This window comes from Comamonas sp. UBA7528, from assembly GCF_002479375.1.
GTDB lineage: Bacteria > Pseudomonadota > Gammaproteobacteria > Burkholderiales > Burkholderiaceae_C > Comamonas.
Genome location: NZ_DLMU01000008.1, coordinates 283,507 through 310,015 on the forward strand (window position 1 = coordinate 283,507; position 26,509 = coordinate 310,015).

Sequence of the window (26,509 nt, forward strand, 5' to 3'; positions counted from 1 at the left end):
GCGGCCATCTGTTTTCTAGAATGTGCCGCTGCCCTGGTGCTGTGTCGGCGCTGCGGCACTTTCATGCCGGCCCGGTGGTGGCGGCTCCCGCTTCTCTTGCCATTGCTCTGTGTCCATGCCTTCTCCACTCGATTCCACCCCTTCCCGCCAGTTGCAGGTGCAGGCTTTGCTGCTGGGCCATGGTGCATGGCAGCTGTGCCGGGACTGGAGCCATGCCTGGACGCCGGGTCTGCATTTGCTGCGCGGTGGCGACGGTGCTGGCAAAAGCAGCCTGCTGCGCGCGCTGGCCGGGGCGCAGCCGCCACACGCGGGGACGGTGGTGTGGTCCGACCGGGCGCTGATGCCGGGCGATGTGTTCTGGGTTGATCCCCGTTTTCCGGAGCAGCAGGGTGCCACCACCGGCACACCGCTGCAGTGGGCGGTGCTGCAGGCCCGGGTCTATCCGCGCTGGGATGCGGCGCAATGGCAGGCGCACATCGCACAGTGGCAGCTGCAGGCGGATGTGGCCAAGCCCTGGCATGCCCTGTCCACCGGTACGGCCCGCAAGCTGTGGATGGCGGCGGCACTGTCCAGTGGCGCGCATCTGGTGCTGATCGATGAGCCGGTGGCAGGGCTGGACCGGCCTTCCATTGCCTATCTCCGCCAGGCGCTGGCACAACGTGCACAGGGCGCGCAATGGGTGCTGGTGGCCCACTTTGACGATCTGCAGGGGCTGCCCTGGGACAGCGTGCTGGATCTGGAAGACCTGCCGCAATAAGGGGCGCGGAACGCAGTTCCGCAAAAACGGCTCAGTGGCTGGCGCGGTTGCGCACGAATTCGAGGTTGAGCAAGGCCGCTTCAATGGAGGCCGCCGTGGATTCCGGCTGCTCCATGGGGAACAGGTGCGTGCCGTCCTGGATGCTGATGCGCCCCTGGGTGATGCGCTGGGTCAGGTCCATGCCGACTTGCTTCATTTCGCGCGAGGAGCGTCCGCCGATGAAGGCGACCGGGCAGCGCAGCGGGTTGCGCGACAGCCAGCTGCCCAGGTTGTGCGGCAAGGTGTTGTAGATGGTGGTTTCCACTTCCCGGGTGAAATGCAGGCGCAGCTGCCCGTCTTCATCGTGCGCCAGCCCGTGGGTCAGGTAGTCTTGCAGCACCTGGGGGTGCCAGCGCGTGAACAGGCGCTTGCTGTGGAAATAGCTTTGTGCCTCGTCCATCGTCGGCCACTGCGCCCGGCGGCGGGCACTGACCTTGCCGGGCGAGACGCTGCCCACCAGCTGGGTGCGTTTGGCCACGCCCAGCGTGGTGGCACGCCAGCCGCTGATCAGCGGCGAATCCAGCATCAGCACGCCGCGGGCCAGTTCCGGGTATTTGGCAGCCGTCATCACGCTGACGAAACCGCCCAGCGAATGCCCCACCAGGTAGGGGGGCTCACTGCCTTCGGGCGTCTGGCTGCGCACGAATTCCGCCAGTTGCTCCACCAGGTGCGGCCAGTTGTCGCTGACGGGAAAGCGGGGGTCGTGGCCCAGCCGGTCCAGTGCCTGTACCGCCATGCCGCGCCGCTCCAGCAACTGGAACAGCAGCGAATAGGTACCGGCCGGAAAGCTGTTGGCGTGCGAGAAGATGACGGGCAGCATGGCAGGCACTGTAGGCAAGATGGCTTACACCAGCTTTTCGGACGGTGCGGTGATCTTCTTCAGTTGCGGGGCACGGGTGCTGTGCACGCGCAGCGGGGTGGTGGTTTTCTCGCCTTCCCAGGCCGGGTCTTCGATGCTGTCGAACACATGGCGCAGGCGCTCGCCCCAGCTTTCGTGGAGCATGCGGTAGTAGGGGTTGTACTCGTCGATGCACACCACCTTGTCCGAGCGGAAGCTGCCGGTCTCGTACAGCACCAGATCCAGCGGCAGGCCCACCGACAGATTGGACTTGAGCGTGCTGTCCATGGACACCAGCACGCATTTGGCGGCCTCGTCCAGCGGGGTGTCGGGGGTGATCACGCGGTCCAGCACGGGCTTGCCGTACTTGGATTCGCCGATCTGGAAGTAGGGCGTCTCGTACGTGGCTTCGATGAAGTTGCCGGCCGCATACACCTGGAACAGGCGCAGGCCTTCACCCTTGATCTGGCCGCCAAACACCATGGAGACATTGAAGTCCACGCCGGCGCGCTTCAGTGCCACGCCATCGCGGTCGTACACATGGCGCACGGCGGCACCCAGCACGCGGGCGGCATCGAACATGCTGGTGACGTTCCAGATGGTCAGGATCTCGCCGGTCTGCTCGTCGCGGATGTGCTGGGTCTGCAGGATTTCACGCACCGATTGCGAGATCGACAGATTGCCCGCCGACAGCAGCACCATGAAGCGGTCGCCCGTCTTCTCGTAGACCATCATCTTGCGGAACGAGCTGATCTGGTCCAGTCCGGCATTGGTGCGGGAGTCGGACAGAAAAACGAGCCCGGCGTTGAGTTTGACGGCGACGCAATAGGTCATGGTGGAAAAGTGAAACGGCGAAAGGCACAAGTGTAGTGCGCCCGCAATGTTGGGGGGCTGCGTGGGGGAAGCCAGCGACGGGCCCGCACGGCGGGTGTCCAGGCTGGCGGCTGCTTACATGGCCTTGAAACGGTGGGCGTAGAGGCGGCTGACCGCCAGGCGCTCCGGGCGCTGGCGCAGCTGCAGTGTCAGGCGGCCGCTGGCATCCCGGCTGGCGCTGGCAATGGCGTCGGCGCGCACAACCGTGCCGCGGTGCACCTGCCAGAACTGTTCCGGGTCCAGACAGGGCAGCAGTTCCTTGAGCGGGGTGCGCACCAGGTATTCCTGGGTGGCGGTGCACACGCGCACGTATTTGTCGGCGGCTTCCAGGTACAGCACCTCCGCCACGGCCACCATGTGGATCTGCATGCCCTGGCCGGCTTGCAGCATCTGCAGCCGCGCAGGGGCTGCGGCGGGCAGGTCCAGCAGCGCCCGCAGCTGGGCCAACGTGGCGTCCATCTGGGAGGGGGCCGCGGGTGCGGTCACCCGCTGCTGCAGCCGCTGTACCGTGCGCCGCAGCCTTTCGGGCTGTACGGGCTTGAGCAGATAGTCCGCCGCCTGGGCCTCGAAGGCCTGCACGGCGTACTGGTCGTAGGCGGTGATGAAGACCAGCGCGGGAAATGGACGATCGGGCGGCCAGGCATCTGCCAGTTCGGCGGCTGCTTCCAGCCCGCTCTGGCCCGGCATGCGGATGTCGAAGAACAGCACGTCGGGTTGCAATGCCAGGGCCTGCTGCACGGCGGTGATGCCGTCCAGCGCCAGGGCGGAGGTGTCCAGTTCGGGCCATGCCTCGGCCAGGGCATGCTGCAAGCCCAGGGCCAGCAGGGGCTCGTCTTCGGCAATCAGGGCGCGGAAGGTCATGGCGAAGGTGCGGTGCCGGGTAACGGAAATACGATGGTAGCGCGGGTGCCGCCTGCGGGAAGGGCGCGCAACTCCAGGGTGGCCGCACTGCCGTACAGGCTGGTCAGCCGTTCCCGCACCTGTTGCAGGCCAAAGTGCCGATCGGGCAGGGTGGGCGCATGGCCTGCCTGCGGGGGAAAGTCCGGCGGCAGGCCGGCGCCGTTGTCTGTGACCTGCAGCTGCAGCCGGGTGGCCGCACCCTGCCCCAGCTGCAAGGCCTGCACCGTGATCTGGCCGGGGTCCGGCTGCGGCTCCAGCCCATGGCGGATGGCGTTTTCCACCAGCGGTTGCAGCAGCAGCGGTGCCACAGGGATGCCGGCCAGCGCAGGCGGCAGTTGCAGCTGGTAGTGCAGGCGTGGACCCATGCGCACGGCCATCAGCGCCAGATAGTCGTTCAGCCGGGCGAATTCGGCCTCCAGCGTGTGCCAGGGCTGGCGGGCAGCGCCCAGGGTGGCGCGCAGATAGGCGATCAACTGGTCCAGCATGGTCTGTGCGCGCGCCGGATCGGCGGCAATCAGCACCCGCAGATTGGCCAGGGTGTTGAACAGCATGTGCGGCTCCAGCTGGCTTTCCAGCAGCTTGAGCCGGGCTTCGGCCGCGTCGCGCTGGACGGCGGTCACCTGGTTTTCCAGTGCATGGGTCTTGCCGCCGAGGTAGAACAGCAGCGAGGCAATGCCATTGGCAACTGCCGTGGTCACCAGGGTGGATACCAGCATGTCGCCTTGCAGCAGTGGGTGGCCGAGGACCAGGCGTGTCGTGATGTCCCCCACCAGCAGCCCCACCGCCATGCCCAGCATGACCAGCGCAGGGCCGCGCCAGCCCGCTGGCCAGGGATAGGGCTGGCCGCGGCTGAGCCACAGCCGCCCTGCGTCGATCACCAGCCAGCTGGGGATGCCGATGGCCAGCGAGCACCACAGGTTGGGCAGCCAGTCGGCAGGCGCCAGGGCGCTGCGCAGCATGGTGATGCCCAGGCACAAGGCCAGCACCAGCGGCGCATGGCGCAGCAAGGGCGCAAACAGGGGGGCAGCCGCGGTGGACGACGTGGACGAGGTGGCAAAGGGCTGCATGCGGGCTCAGCCTTGCGGGTGTTGGGCTTGCAGCCGTGCTCGTTCGCGGGCGACCAGGCGCTCCATCCCGGCGCTGCCGGGCTGCATCCAGAAAACGGCCAGACCATGCAATGCCAGACCCAGGCCCCAGCCCAGGGCCGGGAACACGGCCCAGTGCCGGCCCTGGTGCCAGCTCAGAGCCAGCAGCCCCAGGTTGACGATCAGATAGACGGTGGCGTGGCTCCACCAACCCAGCCTGGCGCGCACCCGGCGGCGGGCCAGGCGATCCAGGGTGGCGGGGGAGTGCGGTGTGGCGGGCGTTGGCATGGTCAGAGCATCCTTCAAGGCACGGAGCCTGTGGTGGGGAATGGCCGCAGATTACCGCCCGCACCGTTGCACTGCCAGCGGGATGTGACCAGTTGCGGCCGAAGCGCCGCGAAATGCAGCCGGACAGCGCCAATGGCGGATGTGCCCAGGCACAGCGCCCGCAGGCAGCGGGCGCTGGCGGATAGAAATCAGCGGGTCACACCTGCGAGAGCTTTTTCAGCTGGTACAGCGCCTCCAGCGCTTCGCGGGGGCTGAGCGCGTCCGGGTTGATCTGGGTCAGGGCCGCATCCACCGGGCCGGCGCTGGGGCCGGATTCGGCCGCCGCAGGCGCTTCGAACAAGTCCACCTGCAGGCGGTCCTCGCTGGCGCGTTCTTCCAGTGTGGCCAGCGCGTGGCGGGCGTGGTTCAGCACCCCGGCCGGCATGCCGGCCAGCTTGGCCACATGGATACCGTAGCTGCGGCTGGCCGGTCCGGGCTGGATTTCATGCAGAAACACAATGTCCGTGCCGGCCTCGGCGGCACCCACGTGCACATTGATGGCCGCCCTGGCTTTGGCGGGCAGATCGGTCAACTCGAAATAATGGGTGGCAAACAGCGTGAAGGCCTTGGTCTTGTCGTGCAGCTGCGAGGCAATGCCGCTGGCCAGGGCCAGGCCGTCAAAGGTGCTGGTGCCCCGGCCGATTTCGTCCATCAGCACCAGGCTGTGCGGTGTGGCGGCATGCAGAATCTGCGCGGCCTCGGTCATCTCCATCATGAAGGTGGACTGGGCGTTGGCCAGGTCGTCTGCCGCACCGATGCGGGTGTGAATGGCGTCGATGGGCCCCAGCAGGCAGCGCGTGGCGGGCACATGGCTGCCCATGCTGGCCAGCAGTGTGATCAGGGCCACCTGGCGCATATAGGTCGACTTGCCGCCCATGTTCGGGCCGGTGATGATCTGCATGCGCGTGTTGGTGTTCAACTGCGTGTGGTTGGGAATGAAGCTGCCGCTTGAGGTTTCGGCCATGCGCGCTTCCACCACCGGGTGGCGGCCTGCTTCGATCTCGATGCAGGGCAGGCTGCTGAATTCGGGGGCGCACCAGTTCAGGGTCAGGCTGCGTTCGGCCAGCGTGCACAGCACATCCAGTGCGGCAATGGCCTGGGCCACGCGGGTGAGGCCGGGCACATGGGGTTGCAACTGGTCCAGCAGCTGTTCGTACAGGAACTTCTCGCGCTGCAGCGCGCGTTCCTGGGCGGACAGGGCCTTGTCTTCAAAGGCCTTGAGCTCGGGGGTGATGTAACGCTCGGCGTTCTTCAGCGTCTGACGGCGGCGGTAGCGCTCCGGCACCTGGTCGCGGTAGCTGTTGGTGATCTCGATGTAGAAACCGTGGACCTTGTTGAACTGCACACGCAGATTGGGAATGCTGGTCAGCAGCTTTTCCTTGGCTTCCAGTTCCAGCAAAAAGCCGTCGCAGTTGTCCTGGATGCTGCGCAGCTCGTCCAAATCGGCGTCAAAACCGGTGGCGATCACGCCACCGTCACGCACCAGGGCGGCGGGCTCTTCCTGGACGGCGCGCTCCAGCAGTTCGGCGCAGCCTTCCGGGGGCTGCAGGTCGGCAAAGATCTGGTTCAGATAGGCCGAGGGCGCTGTCCCGGAGCGGGCCAGCAGCTGCGCTTTCTGCAGCGTCTTGCCGAGGGCCACCAGCTCGCGCGGGCGCACCTGGCGCAGCGCGGTGCGGGCGGTGATGCGCTCCACATCGCTCACGCCCTTGAGCGCATCGCGCAGCGTCTGCCAGGGCGCCGTGCCGCTGCCCTGGCCGCGCAGCACCTGCGTGGCCTGCAGGCGGGCGGTGGCATGGCTGCGGTCACGGCGGGGCTCCAGCAGCCAGTTTTTCAGCAGGCGGCTGCCCATGCCGGTCATGCAGGTGTCCAGCAGCGAAAACAGCGTGGGCGCGTCTTCGCCGCGCAGTGTCTTGACCAGCTCCAGGTTGCGGCAGGTGGCAGGCGGCAGCGCAATCAGCTCATCGTCGCGCTGCACCTGGATGCTGTGCAAATGCGGCAGGGCGCGGCCCTGGGTGTGTTCGGCATAGCTGAGCAGCGCGGCGCAGGCAGCGTGGGCCAGCGGCAGGTCTTCGGCGTTCCAGGCGTTCAGGTTGGCGCTGCCCAGCTGTTCCAGCAGCTTGCGCTTGCCCAGGCCGCTGTCGAACTGCCAGTCCGGCCGGGGGGTCAGCGGTGCGGTGAAGGTACTGGACTGGCGCAGGGCATACAGGTTCTTTTCGAAACGCTCGGTCACGCCGGCGCTGTACAGCACTTCGCTGGGACTGATGCGCGCCAGCCATGCGCCCAGTTCGTCGGCGCCGCATTCGGCCATGTGGATGCGGCCCTGCGTCACGCTCAGCCAGGCCAGGCCGCAGCGCTGGCGCCCGGCGGTGTGCAGGGCCAGCAGCATGGCTTCCTGCTTGTCGTTCAGCAGCTCGCTATCGGTGATGGTGCCAGGGGTGACCACGCGCACCACCTTGCGTTCCACCGGGCCTTTGCTGGCTCCGACTTCGCCCACCTGTTCGCAAATCGCCACCGATTCGCCCATCTTGATCAGGCGGCCCAGATAGCTTTCCAGCGCATGGAACGGCACGCCCGCCATGGCAACGGGAAAACCGGCGGACTGGCCGCGTGTGGTCAGCGTGATGTCCAGCAGGCGCGCGGCCTTCTCGGCATCGCCCCAGAACACCTCGTAGAAGTCGCCCATGCGGTAGAGCACCAGCGTGTCCGGATAGTGGGCCTTGATCTGGACGTACTGCTGCATCATGGGCGTATGGGCCGCCAGCGGTGCGTCCAGAGGCGATCCGCTGGCGCTGGATGCGCCCGGTTCGGGGACCGGTGTGGCTTCGGGGGATGCGGTGGTGGAGGGGGTAGCCGGGCTCTGCAAAGTCAATTCCTTGTGTGCTGCGCGGCGCAAGGCGGCTGCACAGGGGCCGCGGCACCCTGCGCCGGCAGGGATCAGCCGGCAATTATCCCGGATGGGCCGGCGGCTCTCCGCGGCGGGATGCAGTTCATGCCGGCGCACCAGGGCCTTGCGTACCTGCCTCGGCAAGGCCTGGGGCAGGGTATGGGGTGCTCAGTGGCCCAGGCTTTCCAGGCGCTGGCGCAGCTGGCGCACTTCTTCCATCAGGTCGGCGGTCATGGCGGCCAGCTCGGGGTCCGCGTCGAACATGCGTTCCAGATCGGCAATGCGCCGCGCGCGGATCACCGTCTGGGTGCTGAAGCGCCACTGCTGCGGTGTCTGGTCATCGGCGGCCGGGTCGCATTCCAGCACGCCGGTGGTCACGCGCTGGACGATCCAGGCGGTGTCGGTGCGGCAGGCCTGGGCCAGCTGCACCAGGCTCAGGGCCTGGGCATCCAGCAGTTCGGGTGGGGTGTAGAAGGGGATGGTCATGGGGCATCTCCGGTGCGGGTGCGCAGATCGGCGTAGGCAGCGGCCAGTGCTTCGTAGGCGGCGCGCTGGGCAGCGGTATGGGCTTTGGGCACCTGCAGCTGCAGCACCAGGTACAGATCCCCCGGCGTGCTGCTGGGCAGGCCCTTGCCTTTGATGCGCAGCTTGCGCCCGGGCTGGCTGCCGGCGGGCACATTGATCTCCAGCGGTCCGGCCAGGGTGGTGAATTCCACCGGGCCACCCAGTGCCGCTTCCCAGGGCATCAGGGGCAGCTGCTGATACACGTCCTTGCCTTCGGTGTGCCAGCGCTTGTCGGCGCGAAAACGCACCTCCAGCAGCAGGTCGCCGGCTTCGCCGTTGCCCAGGCCGGGGCTGCCCTGGCCTGCCAGGCGGATCATCTGACCTTCGCGGACCCCCTTGGGAATGGTGACCTGCAGCTCGCGCACGGTTTCATGGGCGTGGCCCTGGGCGTCCAGCTGCACGCCGCGCAGCTGCAGGCGGTGCATGCCGCCGGCGTAGCTGTCGGGCACATCCAGCTCGATGACGGAGTGCTGGTCCCGGCCGCGCACATCGGGCGGCGGGCCGGCCTGCTGGCGCTGGCGGCGCTGCTGGTGTTGCTGGCGGTGGGCCTGACCAAACAGCTCTTCGAAAAAGCTGCTGTAGTCCTCGCCATGCATGCCGCCCATGCCACTGGCGCCATCGCTGTCGCGGAAGTGGAATTCCTGGTGGTTCCACCCCGGGGGCGGGGTAAAGCCCTGGCCTTGTGCGCCCTGGTACTGGCTGGGGTCGCCCAGTTCGTCATAGGCTTTGCGTTTTTCCGGGTCGGACAGCACGTTGTAGGCCTCGTTGACCTCGGCCATGCGCTGCTGGGCATCGGCCTCCTTGCTGACATCCGGGTGGTATTTGCGCGCCAGCTTGCGGAACGCTTTCTTGATCTCGTCGGCGCCGGCGTCTTTGGCCACGCCCAAAGTCTTGTAGTAGTCCTTGTAATCCACTGCAGGCCTCCCTAGGGGCAGCGCGGTCGAAAGCGGCGCTGCATGCCCGGCCATCATGCGGCATGCCGGCTGACAAGGTCGAGGGTTTTTTCCATATGTGCACCGCAGCATGCGGGCATGCAAAAGCCGCCGGGCCCGGGAAGGCTGCGGCGGCTTGGCGTGGCTGCATTGGGCAGCCAGGGCGTAGGAGGCCGGTATCAGGCTTCTTGCGCGCCTTCGCCAGCGGTGTCTTGCTTCAGCGCGGCTTGCACGCCCATCTTGTCGTCCACACCGGCAAACTTGCTGTACTTGCCCAGGATTCCGACCAGTTGGCCATAGGCGCGGGGGTTGCCGGCCAGCAGTTCGCGCTGCTCCAGGAAGTCGGCTTCGCCGGTGAAGTTGCCCACCAGACCACCGGCTTCGGTCACCAGCAGGCTGCCGGCAGCGATGTCCCAGCTGGACAGGCCGGTTTCAAAGAAACCGTCGGTAAAGCCGGCGGCCACATAGGCCAGGTCCAGCGCGGCAGAGCCAGGGCGGCGCACGCCGGCCACGCGCTCGGTCACGTCGGCGAACATGCGCAGGTAGTGGCGCAGGTTGTCACCGGGGCGGAAGGGGAAGCCGGTGGAGACCAAGCAGTCCTTGAGCTGGGTGCGCTTGGACACGCGGATGCGGCGTTCGTTCAGGAAAGCACCACGGCCACGGGTGGCGGTGAACAGGTCGTTGCGACTGGGGTCGTACACCACGGCGTGCTCGATCTTGCCCTTGTACGACAGCGCAATGCTGACGCAGTACACGGGGAAGCCGTGGATGAAGTTGGTGGTGCCGTCCAGGGGATCGATGATCCAGATGTGGTCGGAGTTCTTGTTGCCGTATTCGCTGCCGGACTCTTCGGCCAGGATGCCGTGCTGGGGGTAGGCACCCAGCAGGGTCTCGATGATGATGCGCTCGGACGCCTGGTCCACTTCGGTCACAAAGTCGTTGACCTGCTTTTGCGCCACGCGCACGTTCTCCACATCAAGGGCGGCACGGTTGATGACAGCGCCAGCGGCGCGGGCGGCCTTGATGGCCACGTTGAGCATGGGATGCAGGTTGGTCGACATAGATTGTGTAAGCGTTGGGTGCTAAACCACAGGCGCGCGCATGCTGTACCTAACGCAACTTCTCTCAGACAACAACCAGCATGACACACCGCCCGCAGCGGATGAAGAACTCTTTCAGGCGGTCGGACCCGGTGCAATGGCAGTGCAATGACCGGGTTCCCGCGCTCTGCGCACGTCCGGCGATGCGGACAGCGACAATAGGGGCGAGATTCTAACTGGCTTCGCCATTTTTTGCTGCCCGCGGTTTCACGCTGGGTATGACATTTTCATGAAAACCCGTTTTGTACTGATAGAAACCAGCCATGCCGGCAATGTGGGCGCTGCCGCCCGCGCAATGAAGACCATGGGCTTCGACGATCTGGTGCTGGTGCGGCCGCGCTGGGCCAATGTGCTGCGCAAGGAAGAAACCATCCAGCGCGCCAGTGGCGCCTTGGATGTGCTGGGCAATGCCCGCATTGTGGAAACGCTGGACGAAGCCCTGGACGGGATCAGCCATCTGTGTGCCACGGCCATGACGCCGCGCGACTTTGGTCCGCCCACACGCACGCCGCGCCAGCATTTCGAAATGCTGATGAAAGGGGAGCTGGATGTGCGTCCTGCAGACACGGCACAGGCGGTTCAGGGTTTGGCTTCCGGCGTGGCCGCTGCGGCCGAATCCGCGCCTTCCGCCACGTGCAACCAGACCGGTGTGGGCCTGCTGTTCGGCTGCGAGCGCTTTGGCATGAGCAACGAGGATGTCTATCGCAGCGATGTGGCGCTTTCCATTCCATCCAATCCGCAGTTCGGCTCGCTGAACCTGGGCGCGGCCATCCAGGTGGTGGCCTATGAATGGCGCCAGGCACTGGGCGGTTTCCCGGTGGTGGAGCACACGCCCCAGCCGCAGCGCGCCGATGTGGCGCAGGTGGGCGGCATGCTGCAGCATTGGGAAGAGGCGCTGACGCACATCGGCTTTCTGGACCCGGCCGCGCCCAAGAAGCTGATGCCGCGCCTCAACCAGATGTTCAACCGTGCCCAGCTGACGCAGGAGGAAATCCACATCCTGCGCGGTGTCGCCAAACGCATGCTGATGAGCGAGGCGGCAAGCCGCTAGACTGGCGACCTTTTCTTCCACTTTGTAACACCTGATGCTTTCCCGCCTGCGCTCCGACATCCAGTGCATTCTTGACCGCGACCCCGCGGCCCGCAGCACCTGGGAAGTCGTCACCTGTTACCCCGGCCTGCATGCCATCTGGCTGCAGCGCTTGGCGCACTGGTGCTGGACGCATGGGCTCAAGTGGCTGGGGCGTTTCATCTCGCACCTGGGACGCTGGCTCACGGGCATTGAAATCCACCCCGGTGCGGTGATTGGCGAGCGTGTGTTCATCGACCACGGCATGGGTGTGGTGATCGGCGAAACCGCGGTGGTGGGCGACGGCTGCACCATCTACCACGGCGTCACGCTGGGTGGCACGTCGCTGTACAAGGGCAGCAAGCGCCATCCCACATTGGGCAAGAACGTGGTGGTGGCCGCCGGCGCCAAGGTGCTGGGCGGCTTTGAGGTGGGCGACAACGCCAAGATCGGCAGCAACGCCGTGGTCATCAAGCCGGTGCCCGCCGGTGCCACGGCCGTGGGCATTCCGGCGCGGATCATTCCGTCCAAGGAAGGCGCCAGCGCCGATGTGACCGATGCCGTGGACCTGCCGCCCGTGGTTCAGCCGGCCAGTGCGGCACCGTCGGCCGCCGCTAACGCCGACTGCGCGAGCCAGGAGGGGGTTTTCACCGCCTATGGCGTGACGCAGGAAGACGACCCGCTGTCCCAGGCCATGCGCGGCCTGGTCGATGGTGCCGCCTGCCACGAGGAGCAACTGGCCAAGCTGTGGGAGGTGGTCGAAAAACTGTCGGTGCAGATGTCGGCCCGCGACTGCGTGCCGTCCGAAGCCGAGCGCGGCCAGCATTTCGAGACCGAGAAGATCAAGCAGATCCTGGGCAAATAAGCCCTCATGGACTGACGAAGCGCTTTGCAAGGCGCAAGTTGGAAAAAGGGCCTGCCAAGGCCCTTTTTTCCGCGCGTCGGTAGCGCTTTCAGTGTGGGCACGCTGTGGTGCGCGGCCCTTGCTGGGCATTTCTGGGCGGGAAGCTGGCTTGATCTGCGTCACCTAGGTGGCGCTGGCAGGCACCAAGCTCTTGTACGCTTGGCGCTTTGTTCCACCTTTGACCTGCAACAGGACCGCTATCCATGGATGTGACCCAAGCCCTGCGCGAACGCCGTTCGGTGCGCGCCTTCACCGAGCAAGTGCCCGCAGCCGATCTGGTGCAGCGCATCATGCAAGATGCCGCCGCAGCCGCTTCCGGTGGCAATATGCAGCCTTGGCGCGTGGCCGCCATCTCCGGACAGCCGCTGCAAGCCATGCTCGCCGATGTGGCGAAGACCCCTGGCGAAGAAAACCCCCAGCATGTCTCATACCCACCCAATCTGTGGGAGCCCTACCGCACCCGCCGCTTTGCCAACGGTGAAGACCTGTACGCCAGCATCGGTGTGCCGCGCGAGGACAAGGCCGGCCGCCTGAAGCAGCTGGCCAAGAATGCCCAGTTCTTTGGTGCACCCGTGGGCGTGATCATGTTCACCGAAGAGCGCATGGGCCCGGTGCAATGGATCGACCTGGGCATCTACCTGCAGGCCTTCATGCTGCGTGCCACCGAAGAAGGCCTGTCCACCTGCGCCCAGGGTTTCTGGCGCCGTTACGACGCCGTGGTCAAGCAGCACCTCCCGGTGCCCGAAGGCTATCTGGTGGCCTTCGGCATTGCCCTGGGCTACGAAGACAAGGCGGCGCCGATCAACACCATGCGTGCCACCCGGGCCGAGTTTGCCGAGTGGGGGCAGTTGCAGGGGTTCTGAACCCCAGTGGCCGTTGCGCCGCTGAGGACTGTCGAAAAAGGGGCTGACAGCCCCTTTTTTTCTGGGGGCGATATGCGGACCATGTGTGGGTCCTGTGGGCCATGCGGGCCGGCCTTGGAGGGCTTGGCGCCGGCCCGTGGATCAGAGAAAGAGCAGATCCGGTGCCGTTTCCAGCTGCCACAGCTGGGACGATATAGCCTGCAGCCGCTCTGCCCCCAGGGTGGCGGTGGCCAGCTCTTCCAGCTTGCTCTGCAGATCGGCATCGGTGAGCGGCATGTCCGGGTCGCCTTTGCGGGTGGGCTGCACAAAGCGCAAGGTCTGGCCGCTGTGCAGGCGGATGGTGACCTGGGCTGCGCGCTGTCCCGGGAACTGGCGGTCCAGATCCGGGTGCACCGCCAAGGTCACTTTCTCCATCAGGGCGCGGGTGTCGGGGTGGTGCAGCTGCGCCGCATCGAATGCGGCCAGGCGCACACTGCCGCACCGCAGGGCGGTGCTGACCACATAGGGAATGCTGAAGCGCGCTTCGGCGGCGGTGCGGGGGGCGGGGTTGCCGGCGACCGCCAGTGCCGGGCCGTAGGTGGCAATCTCGATGTGGGCAATCTCTGCGGAAGTAAAACCGTGGGTGCGCTGCAGTTCCAGGGCGCCATCAATGGGCGCGAAAGTGTGGCCGCAGCAGGCGTGGTTCTTGAAGGTCATTTCGGTGATGTTGAAGACCTCGCCCAGATCGGCCAGCAACGGCGCCCAGTCCGGCGTGTTGCTCATGGCCACGCCCATCCCCATCTTGCCTTCCAGCACATCCAGTGAGCCGGTGATGCCCTGCCGGGCCATCGATGCGGCCGCCACGCCGGCTTCGGCCGCGCGGCCGGAATGCAGGGGCTTGGACATGGAGTCCATCTGAAAGGCCTGCTGCAGACCTGCGGCGAACGTGGCCGAGGTGCACAGCGCATGGGTGAACTGCGTGGCATCCAGCCGGAGCAAACAGGCCGCTGCCGCGGCCGCGCCGAACGTGCCCACGGTGCCGGTGTTGTGCCAGTACTGGTAATGCGCACGTCCCAGGATCTGGCCGATGCGGGTCGAGATTTCGTAGCCGACGATGACCGCCTGCAGGAATTCACGGCCGGAGGCATTCACCTGCTGGCCCACCGCCAGGGCGGCCGAAATCGTCGGGGCGCCCGGATGGTAGATCGCGTGTTTGAAGATGTCGTCGACTTCTGCCGTGTGGGAGGCTGTGCCCTGGATCAGGGCGGCTGCCTTGACCGTGGCTGGGCGCCCCAGTGCCAGCCGCGCCGGTCCTCGGTCCAGGTCGTCCGCCATGGCGGCTTCGAGCAAGGGCATAGGGTGCATGGGGTAGCCGGCAATCAGGGCCGCATACCAGTCCACGACGGCACGCTTGGCATGGTGCAGCACAGAGGGGCTGACGGGCTGGGTCTGGAAGCGGGCACCGAACTGGCCCAGGGTTTCGCTGACGTACATGGTGGCAGACACGATGGAGGGGGAGTGTGGGAGAGAGGGGTGAGGGCAATGGCCCCCGGAATCTGCAGGATAGGCCGGCAGCCAGGTATCAGTCATTTCCTTAACTCATATCTTGTGGCGCAATTGGAAGACCTTGCCAGGAGCGGGCGGGCAGATCATTCGGACCATTGTTCAACCCTGCACGATCGCACCATGGATTTCACCCTTTCCGAAGAACACCAGGCATTCGCCGACAGCGTGGCCCGCTTCGCCCAAGACAAGCTGGCGGCCGGCGCGCTGGAGCGCGCACATGCCTCCCACTATCCCTGGGAGACAGCGCAGATCCTGGCGGAGCAAGGCTTGCTGGGGATCGCCTTCCCGGAAGAAGATGGCGGCCAGGGCGGCTCGCTGATGCACGCCGTGCTGGCCATCCAGCAGGTGGCGCTGGTCTGCCCCAAGAGCGCGGACATTGTGCAGGCCGGCAATTTCGGCCCGATCCGCACCTTTGTGGAGTACGCCACGCCCGAGCAGAAGGCGCGCTTTCTGCCGGATCTGCTGGCTGGAAAAAAGCTCATTTCTTTGGGCATGACCGAGCCGGATGCCGGTTCGGCGGTGACCGAACTCAAGACCTCGGCCGTGCTGGACGGGGAGCGCTACGTCATCAACGGCAGCAAGGTGTTCTCGACCCACAGCCCCGACGCGGAGCTGTTCCTGATCTATGTGCGCTTCGGCCCCGGTGTGGACGGCATCGGTTCGGTGCTGGTGGAGCGCGGTACCCCCGGCTTCGACGTAGGCCAGCCGTCGAACTTCATGAACGGTGAGCAGTGGTCGCAGCTGTATTTCGAGAACTGCCGCATTCCCAAGGCCAATCTGCTGTTGGGCGCCGGGGGCTTCAAGAAGCAGATCTCCGGCTTCAACGTGGAGCGTCTGGGCAATGCCTCGCGTGCGCTGGCACTGGGCCGCCACGCCTTCAACCTGGCACGTGAGCACGCCATGGTGCGCAAGCAGTTCGGCCGCGAGCTGTGCGAGTTCCAGGGCCTGCAATGGAAGTTTGCCGAGATGTGGATGAAGCTGGAGCAGGCGCAGCTGTTGCTCTACAAGGCCGCGCTGGAAGGCGAGCACGGCCTGCCCAGTGCGCAAAGCACGGCCATGGCCAAGCTGGCCTGCAATCTGGCTGGCTGGGAAGCTTCGAACGAGGCCATGCAGGTCATGGGGGGCATGGGTTTCAGCCAGGAAGCGCTGGTCGAGTACTGCGTGCGCCGCACCCGTGGCTGGATGATCGCCGGCGGTTCGATCGAAGTGCTGAAGAACCGCATTGCCGAAGGCGTATTTGGTCGCACGTTCTCGCAACGTGCTCCCAAGCCATAAGCGCCGGCATCGCATAACAAGGAGACAAACCATGCAACGTCGTACATGGGTGGCCGCCGCTGCGGCCATGGCAGGCCTCGCCCTGTCCAGCACCGCGCTGGCGTCGGACGCCTATCCGGCCAAACCCGTCAAGATCATCGTCGGCTTTCAGGCCGGAGGCCCTACCGATGTGGTGGCGCGTCTGGTGGCCAAGGCTTTGCAGGATGAGCTGAAAGGGGCTTTCATCGTGGAAAACAAGGTGGGTGCCACCAGCAACATCGCCTCGGAAATGGTGGCTGCAGCCCCGGCCGATGGCTACACCTTGCTGCTGGCTGCTGCACCGTTGACGATGAACAAATACGTGTTCCCCAAGCAGAAGTTCGATCCGCTCAAGAGCTTCGAGCCGGTCTCCAAAGTCTCTTCGGCGCCAGGGGTGCTGGCCGCCAGCCCCAAGCTGAATGTCAAAACCTACAAGGAGTTCGAGGAGCTGGCCCGGAAAAAACCGGGTGAGCTGAGCTATGGCACCACGGGCGCGGGCGGCTCGCAGCACATGGCGACGCTGCGGCTGGAGCAACTGACGGGGGTCAGGATGCTGCATGTGCCGTATTCCGGTGGATCGGGCGTGCTGAACGACCTGATTGCGGGCGTAGTTGATGTCGCTTTTATGACATCCACCGGTGCCATGCCCAACCTGGAAGCGGGCAAAGTACGGCCTCTCGCGGTGGCTGGTCCCAATCGCCTGCCGGGCCTGCCCCAGGTGCCGACGTTCGGTGAGCTTGGCTTGCCCGATATGGTGTCCGACTCGTGGAACGGTCTGCTGGCGCCGGCGGGAACGCCCAAGGCCATTGTCGACAAGCTGTCTGCCGCCGTCATGAAAGCGGTCAAGTCCAAGGAGTTCAAGGATGTGCTGATTCCGCAGGGTGCCGTGCTGATCGGCAATTCGCCCAGCGAGTTCAAAACCCAGTTGCAGACCGAGGTGGGCCACTGGTCCGAGCAGTTCAAGAAATTCAAGATCGAGAAGTAATCCACGCCATGACCGCATCCCTCGCCGCTATGCCCTCCGTCTGCCAGACCCTGCTGTACCCCCGAAGCATTGCTTTGGTGGGCGCATCGGATGACGTCAAGAAAACGGGTGGCCGTCCGCTGCAGTTTCTGCGCCACTCAGGCTTCGCAGGGACGATCTATCCGATCAATCCCAACCGGGCACACGTGCAAGGCGAGCAGGCATGGCCCAGCCTGGCGGCCTTGCCGCAGGTGCCGGACCATGTGTTTGTGCTGTCGCCCACCGAGACCGTGATCGACACGGTCAGGGAATGTGCGCGCCTGGGCGTTCCGCTGGTGACCATTCTGGCCAGCGGCTTTTCGGAGTCGGGCGCTGAAGGCGTCCAGCGTGAAGCGGAGTTGCGCGCCATTGCCCGCAACTCCACGCTGCGCATTCTGGGGCCCAGCAGCCTGGGGGTGGTCAACCCGCACAACGGTCTGGTGCTGACTGCGAATGCCGCATTTGCAGAGCCCGATGTGCCCAGGGGCAAGGTGTTTGTCGCCTCGCACAGCGGCAGCATGATCGGGGCCCTGGTGTCTCGCGGCAAGGCGCGCGGCGTGGGGTTTGCGGGGCTGGTGTCGGTGGGCAGCGAAGTGGATCTGAGCATCGGGGAGATCTGCGCGGCGACCTTGGACGATCCGGCCATCGAAGGCTATGCGCTCTTTCTGGAAAGCCTGCGCCACGGCGACCAGCTGCAGGCATTTGCCCGCGAAGCCGCACGCCGCGGCAAGCCGGTGATCGCGTACAAGCTGGGCCGATCCAGCGCCGCAGCGGAAATGGCGGCCACCCACACTGGCGCACTGGCGGGTGAGGACGATATTGCCGATGCCTTCCTGAAAGACCTGGGCATCGTGCGGGTGGACATGCTGGAGACGCTGTTCGAAGTCTTTCCCCTGGCACAGAAAGTACCGCTGCAGTCCCATTCCATGGCCGGCAAACGCATCGGCGTGGTGACCACCACCGGCGGTGGCGCTGCCATGGTGGTGGACCAGCTGGGGCTGCGCGGCATCACGGTGCAGCCCGTGTCGGACGCGACCCTGGCCCTGCTCAAGGCGGCCCAAGTGCCGGGCAGTGCCGGCCGGGTGCTGGACCTGACCCTGGCGGGTACCCGGTATGAGGTAATGAAGAGCGTGCTGGACATCATGCTGGAGGCCCCGGAGTTCGACATGGTGGTGGCGGTGGTGGGCTCCTCGGCGCGCTTCCAGCCCGATCTGGCGGTCAAGCCCATCATGGACAGTGCCGGCCACGCCAAGCCTCTGGTGACCATGCTGGTGCCGGATGCCCCTCAGGCCCTGGCAGCCCTGACCCAGGCCGGCATGCCCTGCTTTCGCACACCGGAAAGCTGTGCCGATGCGATTGCGGCCGTGTTGGCACGCCGTGTGCCGCACACACCGGGCCAGAGCGTGGCGGCGGCACAGGGTACGGGTGCTGCACTGAGCGAGGCGCAGGCCTACCAGTTGCTGGACCGTCTGCAGGTGCCCCATGCGCCCGCGGCCACCTTCGCGCTGGACGGCCTGCCTGGGCCGCTGCCGTTCGACTTTCCAGTTGTGGCCAAGGTGTGCTCGCCCGAGATCCCGCACAAGACCGAAGTGGGCGGTGTGGTGCTGGGGATCCAGAACCAGGAGCAGCTGGGGCAGGCGTTCGCCACGCTGCGCGCCAATCTGGCAGCCAGGGCGCCCGGTGTGGCCTGCAGCGAGGTGCTGGTGCAGCCCCTGCGCAAGGGACTGACCGAGGTGCTGCTGGGCTACCGCATCGATCCCGATGCTGGCCCCATCATCATGCTGGCCGCTGGCGGCATCTGGGCCGAGGTGATGCGTGACCGCAGCATCCGGCTGGCCCCGGTCAGTGTGGACACCGCGCGCGAGATGATTGCCGAGGTCAAGCTGCTGCAGACCGTATCGGGTCTGCGTGGCAAGGCCAGAGGCGATCTGGAAGCGTTGGCCCAGGCCATTTCCGATCTGTCGCAACTGGCGCTGCAGCCCGAACATGGGGTGCTGGAGGCGGAAGTGAACCCGCTGATGGTGATGCCCGAAGGGCAGGGGGTGCTGGCGGTGGATGCGCTGGTGCTTCAGGCCCGATAAGGCCGGCGCAGCATGGACGGAGAGGACAGCGCAGCGCAGCTGCTGGGGGCACTGGAAGCCCACGCCCGCCACCACCGGGTGCAGGCCTGCGGCATCACGCTGCATTGGCGCGAATGGGGCCAGGGCCAGCCTCTGGTGCTGCTGCATGGCGGCCATGGGTCCTGGATGCACTGGGTCCGCAATATCGGGTGCTTTGCCCGCCACTACCGGGTGCTGGTGCCGGACCTGCCGGGCTTTGGTGCATCCGAAGACTTTGCCCTGCCCGCCCATGACGGGCAGCGGCCGGCGGCATTGCTGGACGCGCTGAGCGACAGCGTGGTGCAACTGGTGGGTGCGCAGCCGCTGCACCTGGCCGGATTCTCCTTTGGGGGGGCGGTGGCCGGCATGCTGGCCGCACGCCTGCCGCAGGTACAGCGGCTGGTGCTGCTGGGGACGGCCGGCCATGGCGGCTCGCGCAGGGAAACCGAGGCGCTGCTGGATTGGCGGGTCAGCGATCCGGCCGAACGCATGGCGGCGCTGGACCAGAACCTGGCGGTGTTCATGCTTTCCAAGGAGGCCGCGGCCGATGCGCTGGCCCGGCACATCCATCGCCATTGCTGCGAAGCCACGCGGTTTCGCAGCAAGGCCATGTCGCGCAGCAGCCGCCTGCAGGCGGTGCTGCGCGACTATGCCAGGCCGATTCTGCTGGTGTGGGGCGAGGCCGATGTGACGGCCGTACCCATGGTGGCGGCCGAAGCCCTAAAACAGGACCGCCCCGAACGGGACTGGACCATCGTGCCCGGCGCTGGCCATTGGGTGCAATATGAAAGCGCGGACGCGGTGAACACCCTGGTGATGCGCTGGTTGCAGACGTGATGCCAGGCCGGGCCTGCGCGACAGCGCTGCGCCACACAGGCTTCTAGAATGGCGCGCATGGCCCTGAAGATTCCTCCGCTCAATCCGCTGAAAGTGTTTGAGGTGGTGGCGCGCACCTGCAATCTGACCCTGGCCGCCAAGGAGCTGCACATCAGCCAGTCGGCGGTCAGCAAGCAGCTTCATGTGCTGCAGGAATACCTGGGGGTGGAGCTGTTCCGGCGCGAGCGCCATGGCATCAGCCTGACGCAGGCCGGCCAGCGCTACGGCGATGCCATTGCGCCGGCCTTCGAGAGCATAGGCAAGGCCACGGGCGACATCATGCGCAGCGGCTCGGACCGGACCCTGCGCATCCAGACCTACACCACGTTTGCGGCCAAGTGGCTGATCCCGCGCCTGCACGATTTCCATACCCGCTACAGCGACATTGCGGTGGTCATCACCAATTCGGTCAAGGACGTGGACTTTGACCGTGACCCGGTGGACATGGCCATCCAGATGGGCAACGGTGCCTGGCCGGGGACGGACACGGACTTTCTGTTCGAAGACGTGATCGAGCCGGTGTGCAGCCCGGCGTTCTTTCGCAGCAATGCGCCCGAGTCCGCCTATCCGCAGGCCCTGCTGCGCACGCGGTTGCTGGTTTCGCACTACCGGCAGAAAGACTGGCAGACCTGGGCCCGGCAATGCCGGTACGAGGCGGAGATCGACAGCGTGGAGAGCATGCGCTTCAGCAGCTCGGTGCTGACCTGGCAGGCCGCGGCCGATGGCCTGGGGATTGCCATCGGCCAGACCGCCCTGCTGGTGGACGATCTGCGCAGTGGCAAGCTGGTGGCACCATTTGGTCTGCCGGTGCGCACCGGCGCTTCCTACTATCTGGTGCGCCCGCAACTGCAGCGCCACTCGCACAAGGTGCAGGTGTTCCGGGACTGGCTGGCCGAGCAGATCGCGTCCCAGGGCTGAATCCGTGGACCTCGCCCGGTGCGAAGGCGATATCAGGGACCTGGCGGCTCAGTGGCCGGCGGTCTTGGAAAACAGATTGATCACCAGCACACCGCTGAGGATCAGGCCCATGCCGATCAGGGCCGGGATGTCGAGCTTCTGGTTCAGAAACACCCAGGCGATACCCGAGACCAGCACGATGCCCGCACCCGACCAAATGGCGTAGGCCACGCCGGTGGGCACGGTGCGCAGCGTAAGCGACAGGAAGTAAAACGACAGCACATAGCCCAGACCCACGAGCACGCTGGGCCCCAGGCGGCTGAAGCCTTCGGTGCTTTTGAGAAGCGAGGTGGCGGCCACTTCGCAGACGATGGCGATGCCCAGAAACCAGTAATTGCTCATGCCGGCGACTGTAGCGCCAACCGAACCGCTGGCGTGGCGGGAGGCGTCCAATGGCCCGAGGCAGGCCAGGCCCTTGCTTGACGCCCGGTTCCGGTTTGTGCGCACGGGCCAAGGCGCCCGCGCAGCGCTCGGCTCAGGGCGCCGGGTAGGCTCCGGTGCCTTCGGGCCAGGGGGTGAGCACCTCGTAGCCGGTGGCAGTCACGGCCACCATGTGCTCCCACTGGGCAGACAGGGAGCGGTCGCGGGTGATCACGGTCCAGCCGTCGTCCAGCTCCTTGGTGGCTGGCTTGCCGACGTTGACCATGGGCTCGATGGTGAAGATCATGCCTTCCTGCAGCGTCATGCCCTGGCCGCGCTGGCCGTAGTGCAGTACCTGGGGTTCGTCATGGTAGGTCTGGCCGATGCCGTGGCCGCAGTAGTCGCGCACGATGGTGAACTGCTCGCGGTGGGCCACGGTCTGGATGGCATGGCCGATGTCGCCCAGCGTGGCACCGGGCTTCACGGCACGGATGCCGGCCACCATGGCTTCGTAGGTGGTGTCGATCAGGCGGCGGCCCAGGGCCGAGACCTGGCCTACGGTGTACATGCGGCTGGTGTCGCCAAACCAGCCGTCCTTGATCAGCGCCACGTCGACGTTGACGATGTCACCGTCCTTGAGGATTTCCTTGGTGGACGGAATGCCGTGGCAGACCACGTGGTTGACCGAGGTGCACACCGTCTTGGGATAGCCGTAATAGCCGATGTTGGCGGGGATGCACCGCAGCTCGTCCACGATGAAGTCGTGGCACAGCCCGTCCAGGTATTCGGTGCTCACGCCGGGCTGTACATGGGGGGTGAGCATTTCCAGCACGCGGGCGGCCAGCATGCCGGCTTCGCGGGACTTGGCAATGCCGGCGGCGTCGTGGATGGGAGGAAGTTTTTTGCGCATGGTGTGGGCAGCACCGAAGGTGGCTGCATGGGGCAGCGGGCAGGCTGCGGATGCCGCCCATTATCGGCATCTGTGCGGTGGGGCGCAGACCGCAGGGGCGCAATGGTGTGGGCCGTGCGGTGGCTTTGCGCGGGCTGTGGTGCGCCGGATGCGTGCGGTTCAGTGCCCTGGAACGCCGGACCGGTGGTGCCTTCTGCGCCGGCCGGCAGGCCGTGAAAAGGCCTGGGCAAATCGGAAGCAGTTACCAGGTGGTTACTAAATTTTTAGTCTTCTATTAGATATAAAACACAGTTGAAACCGTTGTCTGTATTGAATTCAGTGCTATGAATATTGGTGCACAATGCGCCCCTTGCGCACAGGGCTGCTGGTGGACTGCGGGGAGAGATACCAGTGGAATGGTGGCAGCCTTGTGCCTCTGATTCTTTTTTCTGCCAACACCACAAAGGAAGTCGCCATGGGCGAAGAACGCAGCACCGCATCGCAGCCGGCCCGGATTGTCGTCGTAGGCGGCGGCGTGGCGGGCCTGGAAATCGCCTCGGCCCTGGGCAAGCGCCGCGATGACGGCCTGATCGCCAGCGTGACGCTGATCGACAGCGATTCCGCCCACGTCTGGAAGCCCATGCTGCACACCATTGCTGCAGGCACGCGCGATCTGGCCCAGCAGCAGACCACCTATCTGGCCCAGGCGGCCGATGCGGGCTTTGCCTACCAGCCCGGCGAGATGTGCGCCCTGGACCGTGTGGCCAAGGAGGTGCTGCTGGCGCCGATCACCGCGCCCGATGGCCGCGAAGTGGTGCCAGGCCGGCGCATTGCCTATGACAAGCTGGTGCTGGCCATTGGCAGCGGTGCGAATGACTTTGGCACGGATGGGGTGCTGGAGCACTGTTTCATGATCGACACGCGCCGCAAGGCCGATGCCTTCAACCAGGAAATTCGCCTGCGCATGGTGCGCAGCATGACCCAAGGCGAGGGCCTGCAGGTGGCGATTGTGGGGGGCGGGGCCACCGGGGTGGAGCTGGCGGCCGAGCTGGTGCAACTGGCAGAAAGCGCCCGCGCCTATGGCGCCATCGGGGAGGCGGCACGCTTTGGCATTGTGCTGGTCGAAGCCGGGCCGCGTTTGTTGCCCAGCTTCACCGAAGACATCTCGGCCGCGACCAAGCGCCGTCTGGAGGCCCTGGGCGTGACCGTGCTGGTCAACGAGCGGGTGCAGCAAGCCACGGCCGATGGTCTGGTGCTGGGCGATGGCCGGACGGTGCATGCCGGTCTGCGGGTGTGGGCTGCGGGCGTGAAGGCGCCGGAATTCCTGTCGACCCTGGGCCTGCAGACCACGCGCGGCCACCAGCTGGTGGTCAACGACCACCTGCGTACCGATGACCCCGATATCTACGCGGTGGGCGACTGCGCCAGTTTCACGCTGCCGGGGCAGGGCCAGCCCCTGCCGCCGACGGCCCAGGTGGCGCACCAGCAGGCGCGTTACCTGATCGACACCTTGCCCCAGGTGCTGCGCGACCCGCAGGCCGGCAGCAGCGAGCGCTTTGCCTACCGCGATATGGGCGCGCTGGTGTCGCTGGCCAATTACGACGCCTATGGATCACTGGGCAAGTTCGGGCTGTTCAACGGCGGCACCATCCGCGGGCGGCTGGCCATGCTCAGCCACCTGTGGCTGTACCGCTCGCACCAGGCCCGGCTCTATGGCTTCTGGCGCGGCGGTTTCCTGTGGCTGGTGGACATGATGAATTCCCGCCTGCGTCCTTCGATCCGGCTGGATTGAAGTTCTGCGCCGCTGCCGAACAGGAGGCTGTGGGGGCGTGGGTCTGCTGGCGCTCCCGGTTTTCAGGTGCCATCCCGGTGGGTGCTTCGGCTGGTGCTGAGCCCCATGAAAAAAGCCCGCAAGCGCAAGGCGTGCGGGCTTTTGCCATGTCGGTGGAATGCGCCTTGCGGCGCACGCATCAACGCTGGGTGATGGGCTTGACGTCGCGGGCGACAGAGCCGGTGTATAGCTGGCGGGGACGACCGATCTTGTACTCGGGGTCAGCCATTTGTTCGTTCAGCTGAGCGATCCAGCCCACGGTGCGGGCCAGAGCGAAGATGCCGGTGAACAGCTTGACGGGGATGCCGATGGCACGTTGCACGATGCCGGAGTAGAAGTCCACGTTCGGGTAGAGCTTGCGCTGCACGAAGTAGTCGTCTTCCAGGGCGATCTTTTCCAGCTGCTTGGCCAGTGCGAACAGCGGATCCTTTTCCAGGCCCAGCTCTTGCAGGATTTCGTTGCAGGTTTCCTGCATCAGCTTGGCGCGGGGGTCGTAGTTCTTGTACACGCGGTGGCCAAAGCCCATCAGCTTCACGCCGCTGTTCTTGTCCTTGACCTGTTCCATGAACTCGCCGACCTTGGAGATGCCGCCGTTGGCCTGGATGTGTTCCAGCATGTTCAGGCAGGCTTCGTTGGCGCCGCCGTGGGCAGGGCCCCACAGGCAGGCCACGCCAGCGGAGATGGCCGCGAAGGGGTTGGTGCCGGACGAACCGCACAGGCGCACGGTGGAGGTCGAAGCGTTTTGCTCGTGGTCAGCGTGCAGGATGAAGATGCGGTCCAGCGCACGTTCCACCACGGGGTTGACCTTGTATTCTTCGCAAGGGTTGCCGAACATCATGCGCATGAAGTTGCCTGCGTAGGACAGGTCGTTCTTCGGGTACATGTAGGGCTGGCCCACGCCGTACTTGTAGGCCATGGAGACCAGCGTAGGCAGCTTGGCGATCAGGCGGATCGCGGCGATTTCGCGGTGCTCGGGGTTGGTGATGTCGGTGCTGTCGTGGTAGAAGGCCGACATGCCGCCCACTAGGCCGGTCAGCACAGCCATGGGGTGTGCGTCACGACGGAAACCGCGCAGGAAGAACTGCATCTGTTCGTTGACCATCGTGTGCTGGGTCACGCGGTTCTCGAAGTCAGCCTTCTGGGTTTCGTTGGGCAGCTCTCCGTACAGCAGCAGGTAGCAGGTTTCCAGGAAGTTGCAGTTCTTGGCCAGCTGTTCGATGGGGTAGCCACGGTACAGCAGTTCGCCCTTGTCACCGTCGATGTAGGTGATGGCCGACTGGCACGCCGCGGTCGAGAGGAAGCCGGGGTCATAGGTGAACATGCCCGATTGGCCGTACAGCTTGCGAATGTCGATCACGTCCGGGCCGATGTTGCCCTGGTAGACCGGCAATTCGACGCTGGGTGCGCCATTGCTGAAAGACAGCGTTGCTTTGTTGTCAGCGAGTTTCATTTCCAACTTCCTTCTCGGAGTGGCCGGATCTGGGCCGGCCTTTTTTGCAAGTTGTGCAGATCAGAGGGGCTTGCGCACCATCTGTAGCACTTCTCTAACTTCAGGGGTGTCTAAGGCCCCTTCCGGCTCCTTGCGGCGCAGGAAGAGATCCATCAGATCGTTGTCTGCCAAGTCCATCAGGGCAGACAGACCAGTTGCGTGTCTCCGCGTCAACTGGCTGCCGTAAGTGGCAAAAAACTTCTCGATGTAGAGATCGTTCTCGACCAGGCCGCGGCGGCTTCGCCACCGCAGCAAGTCGCGTTCCCGTTCTTCGAGGATTGCGTCCATCTCGTTCATGGATCAGATAGCCCGGCGGACCATCAGTTCCTTGATCTTGCCAATGGCCTTCGTGGGGTTCAGGTGCTTGGGGCACACGTCCACGCAGTTCATGATGGTGTGGCAACGGAAGAGGCGGTACGGATCTTCCAGGTTGTCCAGGCGCTCGCCGGTGGCGGTGTCGCGGCTGTCCGCGATGAAGCGGTAAGCCTGCAGCAGACCGGCCGGGCCCACGAACTTGTCGGGGTTCCACCAGAACGAGGGGCAGCTGGTCGAGCAGCTGGCGCACAGAATGCACTCGTACAGACCGTTGAGCTCTTCGCGCTCTTCGGGCGACTGCAGGCGTTCCTTGCTGGTTGTCGTGTAGATGTCGCTTTGCAGGTACGGCTTGATCGAGTGGTACTGCTTGAAGAACTGGGTCATGTCCACGATCAGGTCGCGGATGACCGGCAGGCCGGGCAGGGGCTTCAGAACGATGTCGCCCTTGAGGGTGTTCATGTTCGTCAGGCAGGCCAGACCGTTCTTGCCGTTGATGTTCATGGCGTCCGAGCCGCACACGCCTTCACGGCAGGAGCGACGGAAGGAGATGGAGGGGTCCATCGCCTTCAGCTTGACCAGGGCGTCCAGCAGCATGCGTTCGTGACCGTCCAGCTCCACTTGCACGGTTTGCATGTAGGGCTTGGCGTCTTTGTCCGGATCGTAGCGGTAGATTTTGAAAGTACGCTTCATTTTTGGATTCTCTCGTGGGCTGCTGGA

At 65.5% G+C, this 26,509-nt stretch carries 25 protein-coding genes; 10 read left to right on the top strand and 15 right to left on the bottom strand.

The window, feature by feature from the left end; genetic code table 11:
- Positions 1-115: 115 nt before the first annotated feature.
- Positions 116-757, top strand: a complete 642-nt coding sequence (locus B3349_RS10320) for an ABC transporter ATP-binding protein (RefSeq protein ID WP_291588522.1) — start codon at positions 116-118, stop codon at positions 755-757.
- Between the two features lie 31 nt (positions 758-788).
- Here the strand turns inward: B3349_RS10320 and B3349_RS10325 are convergent, their stop codons facing one another.
- From B3349_RS10325 to B3349_RS10365, 9 genes are all read right to left on the bottom strand, one after another.
- Complete coding sequence (locus B3349_RS10325) at positions 789-1,616, bottom strand: alpha/beta fold hydrolase (RefSeq protein ID WP_291588523.1); 828 nt, start codon at positions 1,614-1,616, stop codon at positions 789-791.
- A 24-nt stretch (positions 1,617-1,640) separates the two neighbouring features.
- Entirely contained in the window at positions 1,641-2,468 is an 828-nt protein-coding gene (locus B3349_RS10330; protein WP_066539228.1) for a proteasome-type protease, read from the bottom strand.
- 114 nt (positions 2,469-2,582) lie between these two features.
- The gene (locus B3349_RS10335) at positions 2,583-3,368 is read right to left on the bottom strand and encodes a LytR/AlgR family response regulator transcription factor (RefSeq protein ID WP_291588524.1); all 786 of its coding nucleotides are present in this window, start codon (positions 3,366-3,368) and stop codon (positions 2,583-2,585) included.
- Positions 3,365-4,474 (bottom strand): sensor histidine kinase, encoded by a 1,110-nt coding sequence (locus B3349_RS10340; RefSeq protein WP_291588525.1) that lies wholly within the window; start codon positions 4,472-4,474, stop codon positions 3,365-3,367. Before B3349_RS10340 ends, B3349_RS10335 begins: the two co-directional genes overlap by 4 nt.
- A 6-nt stretch (positions 4,475-4,480) precedes the next feature.
- Positions 4,481-4,780, bottom strand: coding sequence for a 2TM domain-containing protein (locus tag B3349_RS10345; RefSeq protein WP_291588526.1), 300 nt, complete (start codon positions 4,778-4,780; stop codon positions 4,481-4,483).
- A gap of 196 nt (positions 4,781-4,976) precedes the next feature.
- Positions 4,977-7,562 (bottom strand): DNA mismatch repair protein MutS, encoded by a 2,586-nt coding sequence (gene mutS, locus B3349_RS10350; protein WP_291588658.1) that lies wholly within the window; start codon positions 7,560-7,562, stop codon positions 4,977-4,979.
- A 309-nt stretch (positions 7,563-7,871) separates the two neighbouring features.
- Complete coding sequence (locus B3349_RS10355; RefSeq protein WP_291588527.1) at positions 7,872-8,189, bottom strand: chaperone modulator CbpM; 318 nt, start codon at positions 8,187-8,189, stop codon at positions 7,872-7,874.
- Positions 8,186-9,181: a DnaJ C-terminal domain-containing protein gene (locus tag B3349_RS10360; protein WP_291588528.1), complete on the bottom strand. Its 996-nt coding sequence runs from the start codon at positions 9,179-9,181 to the stop codon at positions 8,186-8,188. The genes B3349_RS10355 and B3349_RS10360 overlap by 4 nt, the downstream gene beginning before the upstream one ends.
- A gap of 197 nt (positions 9,182-9,378) precedes the next feature.
- Complete coding sequence (locus B3349_RS10365) at positions 9,379-10,260, bottom strand: inositol monophosphatase family protein (protein ID WP_066539222.1); 882 nt, start codon at positions 10,258-10,260, stop codon at positions 9,379-9,381.
- Positions 10,261-10,528: 268 nt separating this feature from the next.
- On the opposite strand from B3349_RS10365, the gene B3349_RS10370 reads away from it, so the two are divergent.
- From B3349_RS10370 to B3349_RS10380, 3 genes are all read left to right on the top strand, one after another.
- Positions 10,529-11,350, top strand: a complete 822-nt coding sequence (locus B3349_RS10370; protein WP_291588529.1) for an RNA methyltransferase — start codon at positions 10,529-10,531, stop codon at positions 11,348-11,350.
- A gap of 34 nt (positions 11,351-11,384) precedes the next feature.
- Positions 11,385-12,233 carry a serine O-acetyltransferase gene (cysE, locus tag B3349_RS10375; protein ID WP_066539220.1) on the top strand — a complete coding sequence of 283 codons (849 nt, stop codon included), beginning with the start codon at positions 11,385-11,387 and terminating at the stop codon, positions 12,231-12,233.
- A 242-nt stretch (positions 12,234-12,475) separates the two neighbouring features.
- Positions 12,476-13,135, top strand: coding sequence for a nitroreductase (locus B3349_RS10380; RefSeq protein ID WP_291588530.1), 660 nt, complete (start codon positions 12,476-12,478; stop codon positions 13,133-13,135).
- A gap of 141 nt (positions 13,136-13,276) precedes the next feature.
- Here the strand turns inward: B3349_RS10380 and B3349_RS10385 are convergent, their stop codons facing one another.
- Positions 13,277-14,608, bottom strand: coding sequence for an MmgE/PrpD family protein (locus B3349_RS10385; protein WP_291588659.1), 1,332 nt, complete (start codon positions 14,606-14,608; stop codon positions 13,277-13,279).
- 192 nt (positions 14,609-14,800) lie between these two features.
- Between B3349_RS10385 and B3349_RS10390 the strand changes: the two genes are divergently transcribed.
- Genes B3349_RS10390 through B3349_RS10410 form a run of 5 tightly spaced genes read left to right on the top strand, consistent with a single transcriptional unit; the run spans position 14,801 to position 20,869 of the window.
- Positions 14,801-15,955 carry an acyl-CoA dehydrogenase family protein gene (locus tag B3349_RS10390; protein ID WP_291588531.1) on the top strand — a complete coding sequence of 385 codons (1,155 nt, stop codon included), beginning with the start codon at positions 14,801-14,803 and terminating at the stop codon, positions 15,953-15,955.
- Between the two features lie 31 nt (positions 15,956-15,986).
- Positions 15,987-16,958, top strand: a complete 972-nt coding sequence (locus B3349_RS10395; RefSeq protein ID WP_291588532.1) for a Bug family tripartite tricarboxylate transporter substrate binding protein — start codon at positions 15,987-15,989, stop codon at positions 16,956-16,958.
- Positions 16,959-16,966: 8 nt separating this feature from the next.
- A complete protein-coding gene (locus tag B3349_RS10400; RefSeq protein ID WP_291588533.1) occupies positions 16,967-19,057 on the top strand; it encodes an acetate--CoA ligase family protein in 2,091 nt (696 codons plus the stop codon).
- Between the two features lie 12 nt (positions 19,058-19,069).
- Positions 19,070-19,912, top strand: a complete 843-nt coding sequence (locus B3349_RS10405) for an alpha/beta fold hydrolase (protein WP_291588534.1) — start codon at positions 19,070-19,072, stop codon at positions 19,910-19,912.
- Between the two features lie 57 nt (positions 19,913-19,969).
- Positions 19,970-20,869, top strand: a complete 900-nt coding sequence (locus B3349_RS10410; protein WP_291588535.1) for a LysR substrate-binding domain-containing protein — start codon at positions 19,970-19,972, stop codon at positions 20,867-20,869.
- A gap of 48 nt (positions 20,870-20,917) precedes the next feature.
- Here the strand turns inward: B3349_RS10410 and B3349_RS10415 are convergent, their stop codons facing one another.
- Together B3349_RS10415 and map are read right to left on the bottom strand one after the other, a co-directional pair.
- Positions 20,918-21,250: an SMR family transporter gene (locus B3349_RS10415; RefSeq protein WP_291588536.1), complete on the bottom strand. Its 333-nt coding sequence runs from the start codon at positions 21,248-21,250 to the stop codon at positions 20,918-20,920.
- 133 nt (positions 21,251-21,383) lie between these two features.
- The gene (gene map / locus B3349_RS10420) at positions 21,384-22,178 is read right to left on the bottom strand and encodes a type I methionyl aminopeptidase (RefSeq protein ID WP_291588537.1); all 795 of its coding nucleotides are present in this window, start codon (positions 22,176-22,178) and stop codon (positions 21,384-21,386) included.
- Between the two features lie 454 nt (positions 22,179-22,632).
- On the opposite strand from map, the gene B3349_RS10425 reads away from it, so the two are divergent.
- Positions 22,633-23,949 carry an NAD(P)/FAD-dependent oxidoreductase gene (locus B3349_RS10425; RefSeq protein WP_291588538.1) on the top strand — a complete coding sequence of 439 codons (1,317 nt, stop codon included), beginning with the start codon at positions 22,633-22,635 and terminating at the stop codon, positions 23,947-23,949.
- A gap of 178 nt (positions 23,950-24,127) precedes the next feature.
- Here the strand turns inward: B3349_RS10425 and B3349_RS10430 are convergent, their stop codons facing one another.
- From B3349_RS10430 to B3349_RS10440, 3 genes are read right to left on the bottom strand one after another with little or no spacing between them, the layout of a single operon-like run.
- Positions 24,128-25,438 carry a citrate synthase gene (locus tag B3349_RS10430; RefSeq protein WP_066539204.1) on the bottom strand — a complete coding sequence of 437 codons (1,311 nt, stop codon included), beginning with the start codon at positions 25,436-25,438 and terminating at the stop codon, positions 24,128-24,130.
- 60 nt (positions 25,439-25,498) lie between these two features.
- Positions 25,499-25,774 carry an FAD assembly factor SdhE gene (locus B3349_RS10435; protein ID WP_066539202.1) on the bottom strand — a complete coding sequence of 92 codons (276 nt, stop codon included), beginning with the start codon at positions 25,772-25,774 and terminating at the stop codon, positions 25,499-25,501.
- A 3-nt stretch (positions 25,775-25,777) separates the two neighbouring features.
- Positions 25,778-26,482, bottom strand: a complete 705-nt coding sequence (locus tag B3349_RS10440; RefSeq protein WP_066539199.1) for a succinate dehydrogenase iron-sulfur subunit — start codon at positions 26,480-26,482, stop codon at positions 25,778-25,780.
- Positions 26,483-26,509: the final 27 nt, after the last annotated feature.

What these genes read in the sequence shown, in the direction of transcription:
- B3349_RS10385 (WP_291588659.1), bottom strand. Translation starts at nt 14,608, where the DNA reads ATGTACGTCAGCGAAACCCTGGGCCAGTTCGGTGCCCGCTTCCAGACC.
- B3349_RS10325 (WP_291588523.1), bottom strand. Translation starts at nt 1,616, where the DNA reads ATGCTGCCCGTCATCTTCTCGCACGCCAACAGCTTTCCGGCCGGTACC.
- B3349_RS10400 (WP_291588533.1), top strand. Translation starts at nt 16,967, where the DNA reads ATGACCGCATCCCTCGCCGCTATGCCCTCCGTCTGCCAGACCCTGCTG.
- map (WP_291588537.1), bottom strand. Translation starts at nt 22,178, where the DNA reads ATGCGCAAAAAACTTCCTCCCATCCACGACGCCGCCGGCATTGCCAAG.
- cysE (WP_066539220.1), top strand. Translation starts at nt 11,385, where the DNA reads ATGCTTTCCCGCCTGCGCTCCGACATCCAGTGCATTCTTGACCGCGAC.
- B3349_RS10365 (WP_066539222.1), bottom strand. Translation starts at nt 10,260, where the DNA reads ATGTCGACCAACCTGCATCCCATGCTCAACGTGGCCATCAAGGCCGCC.
- B3349_RS10410 (WP_291588535.1), top strand. Translation starts at nt 19,970, where the DNA reads ATGGCCCTGAAGATTCCTCCGCTCAATCCGCTGAAAGTGTTTGAGGTG.
- B3349_RS10440 (WP_066539199.1), bottom strand. Translation starts at nt 26,482, where the DNA reads ATGAAGCGTACTTTCAAAATCTACCGCTACGATCCGGACAAAGACGCC.
- B3349_RS10320 (WP_291588522.1), top strand. Translation starts at nt 116, where the DNA reads ATGCCTTCTCCACTCGATTCCACCCCTTCCCGCCAGTTGCAGGTGCAG.
- B3349_RS10430 (WP_066539204.1), bottom strand. Translation starts at nt 25,438, where the DNA reads ATGAAACTCGCTGACAACAAAGCAACGCTGTCTTTCAGCAATGGCGCA.
- B3349_RS10415 (WP_291588536.1), bottom strand. Translation starts at nt 21,250, where the DNA reads ATGAGCAATTACTGGTTTCTGGGCATCGCCATCGTCTGCGAAGTGGCC.
- B3349_RS10345 (WP_291588526.1), bottom strand. Translation starts at nt 4,780, where the DNA reads ATGCCAACGCCCGCCACACCGCACTCCCCCGCCACCCTGGATCGCCTG.
- B3349_RS10335 (WP_291588524.1), bottom strand. Translation starts at nt 3,368, where the DNA reads ATGACCTTCCGCGCCCTGATTGCCGAAGACGAGCCCCTGCTGGCCCTG.
- B3349_RS10390 (WP_291588531.1), top strand. Translation starts at nt 14,801, where the DNA reads ATGGATTTCACCCTTTCCGAAGAACACCAGGCATTCGCCGACAGCGTG.
- B3349_RS10395 (WP_291588532.1), top strand. Translation starts at nt 15,987, where the DNA reads ATGCAACGTCGTACATGGGTGGCCGCCGCTGCGGCCATGGCAGGCCTC.
- B3349_RS10330 (WP_066539228.1), bottom strand. Translation starts at nt 2,468, where the DNA reads ATGACCTATTGCGTCGCCGTCAAACTCAACGCCGGGCTCGTTTTTCTG.
- B3349_RS10340 (WP_291588525.1), bottom strand. Translation starts at nt 4,474, where the DNA reads ATGCAGCCCTTTGCCACCTCGTCCACGTCGTCCACCGCGGCTGCCCCC.
- mutS (WP_291588658.1), bottom strand. Translation starts at nt 7,562, where the DNA reads ATGATGCAGCAGTACGTCCAGATCAAGGCCCACTATCCGGACACGCTG.
- B3349_RS10405 (WP_291588534.1), top strand. Translation starts at nt 19,070, where the DNA reads ATGGACGGAGAGGACAGCGCAGCGCAGCTGCTGGGGGCACTGGAAGCC.
- B3349_RS10435 (WP_066539202.1), bottom strand. Translation starts at nt 25,774, where the DNA reads ATGAACGAGATGGACGCAATCCTCGAAGAACGGGAACGCGACTTGCTG.
- B3349_RS10370 (WP_291588529.1), top strand. Translation starts at nt 10,529, where the DNA reads ATGAAAACCCGTTTTGTACTGATAGAAACCAGCCATGCCGGCAATGTG.
- B3349_RS10425 (WP_291588538.1), top strand. Translation starts at nt 22,633, where the DNA reads ATGGGCGAAGAACGCAGCACCGCATCGCAGCCGGCCCGGATTGTCGTC.
- B3349_RS10355 (WP_291588527.1), bottom strand. Translation starts at nt 8,189, where the DNA reads ATGACCATCCCCTTCTACACCCCACCCGAACTGCTGGATGCCCAGGCC.
- B3349_RS10380 (WP_291588530.1), top strand. Translation starts at nt 12,476, where the DNA reads ATGGATGTGACCCAAGCCCTGCGCGAACGCCGTTCGGTGCGCGCCTTC.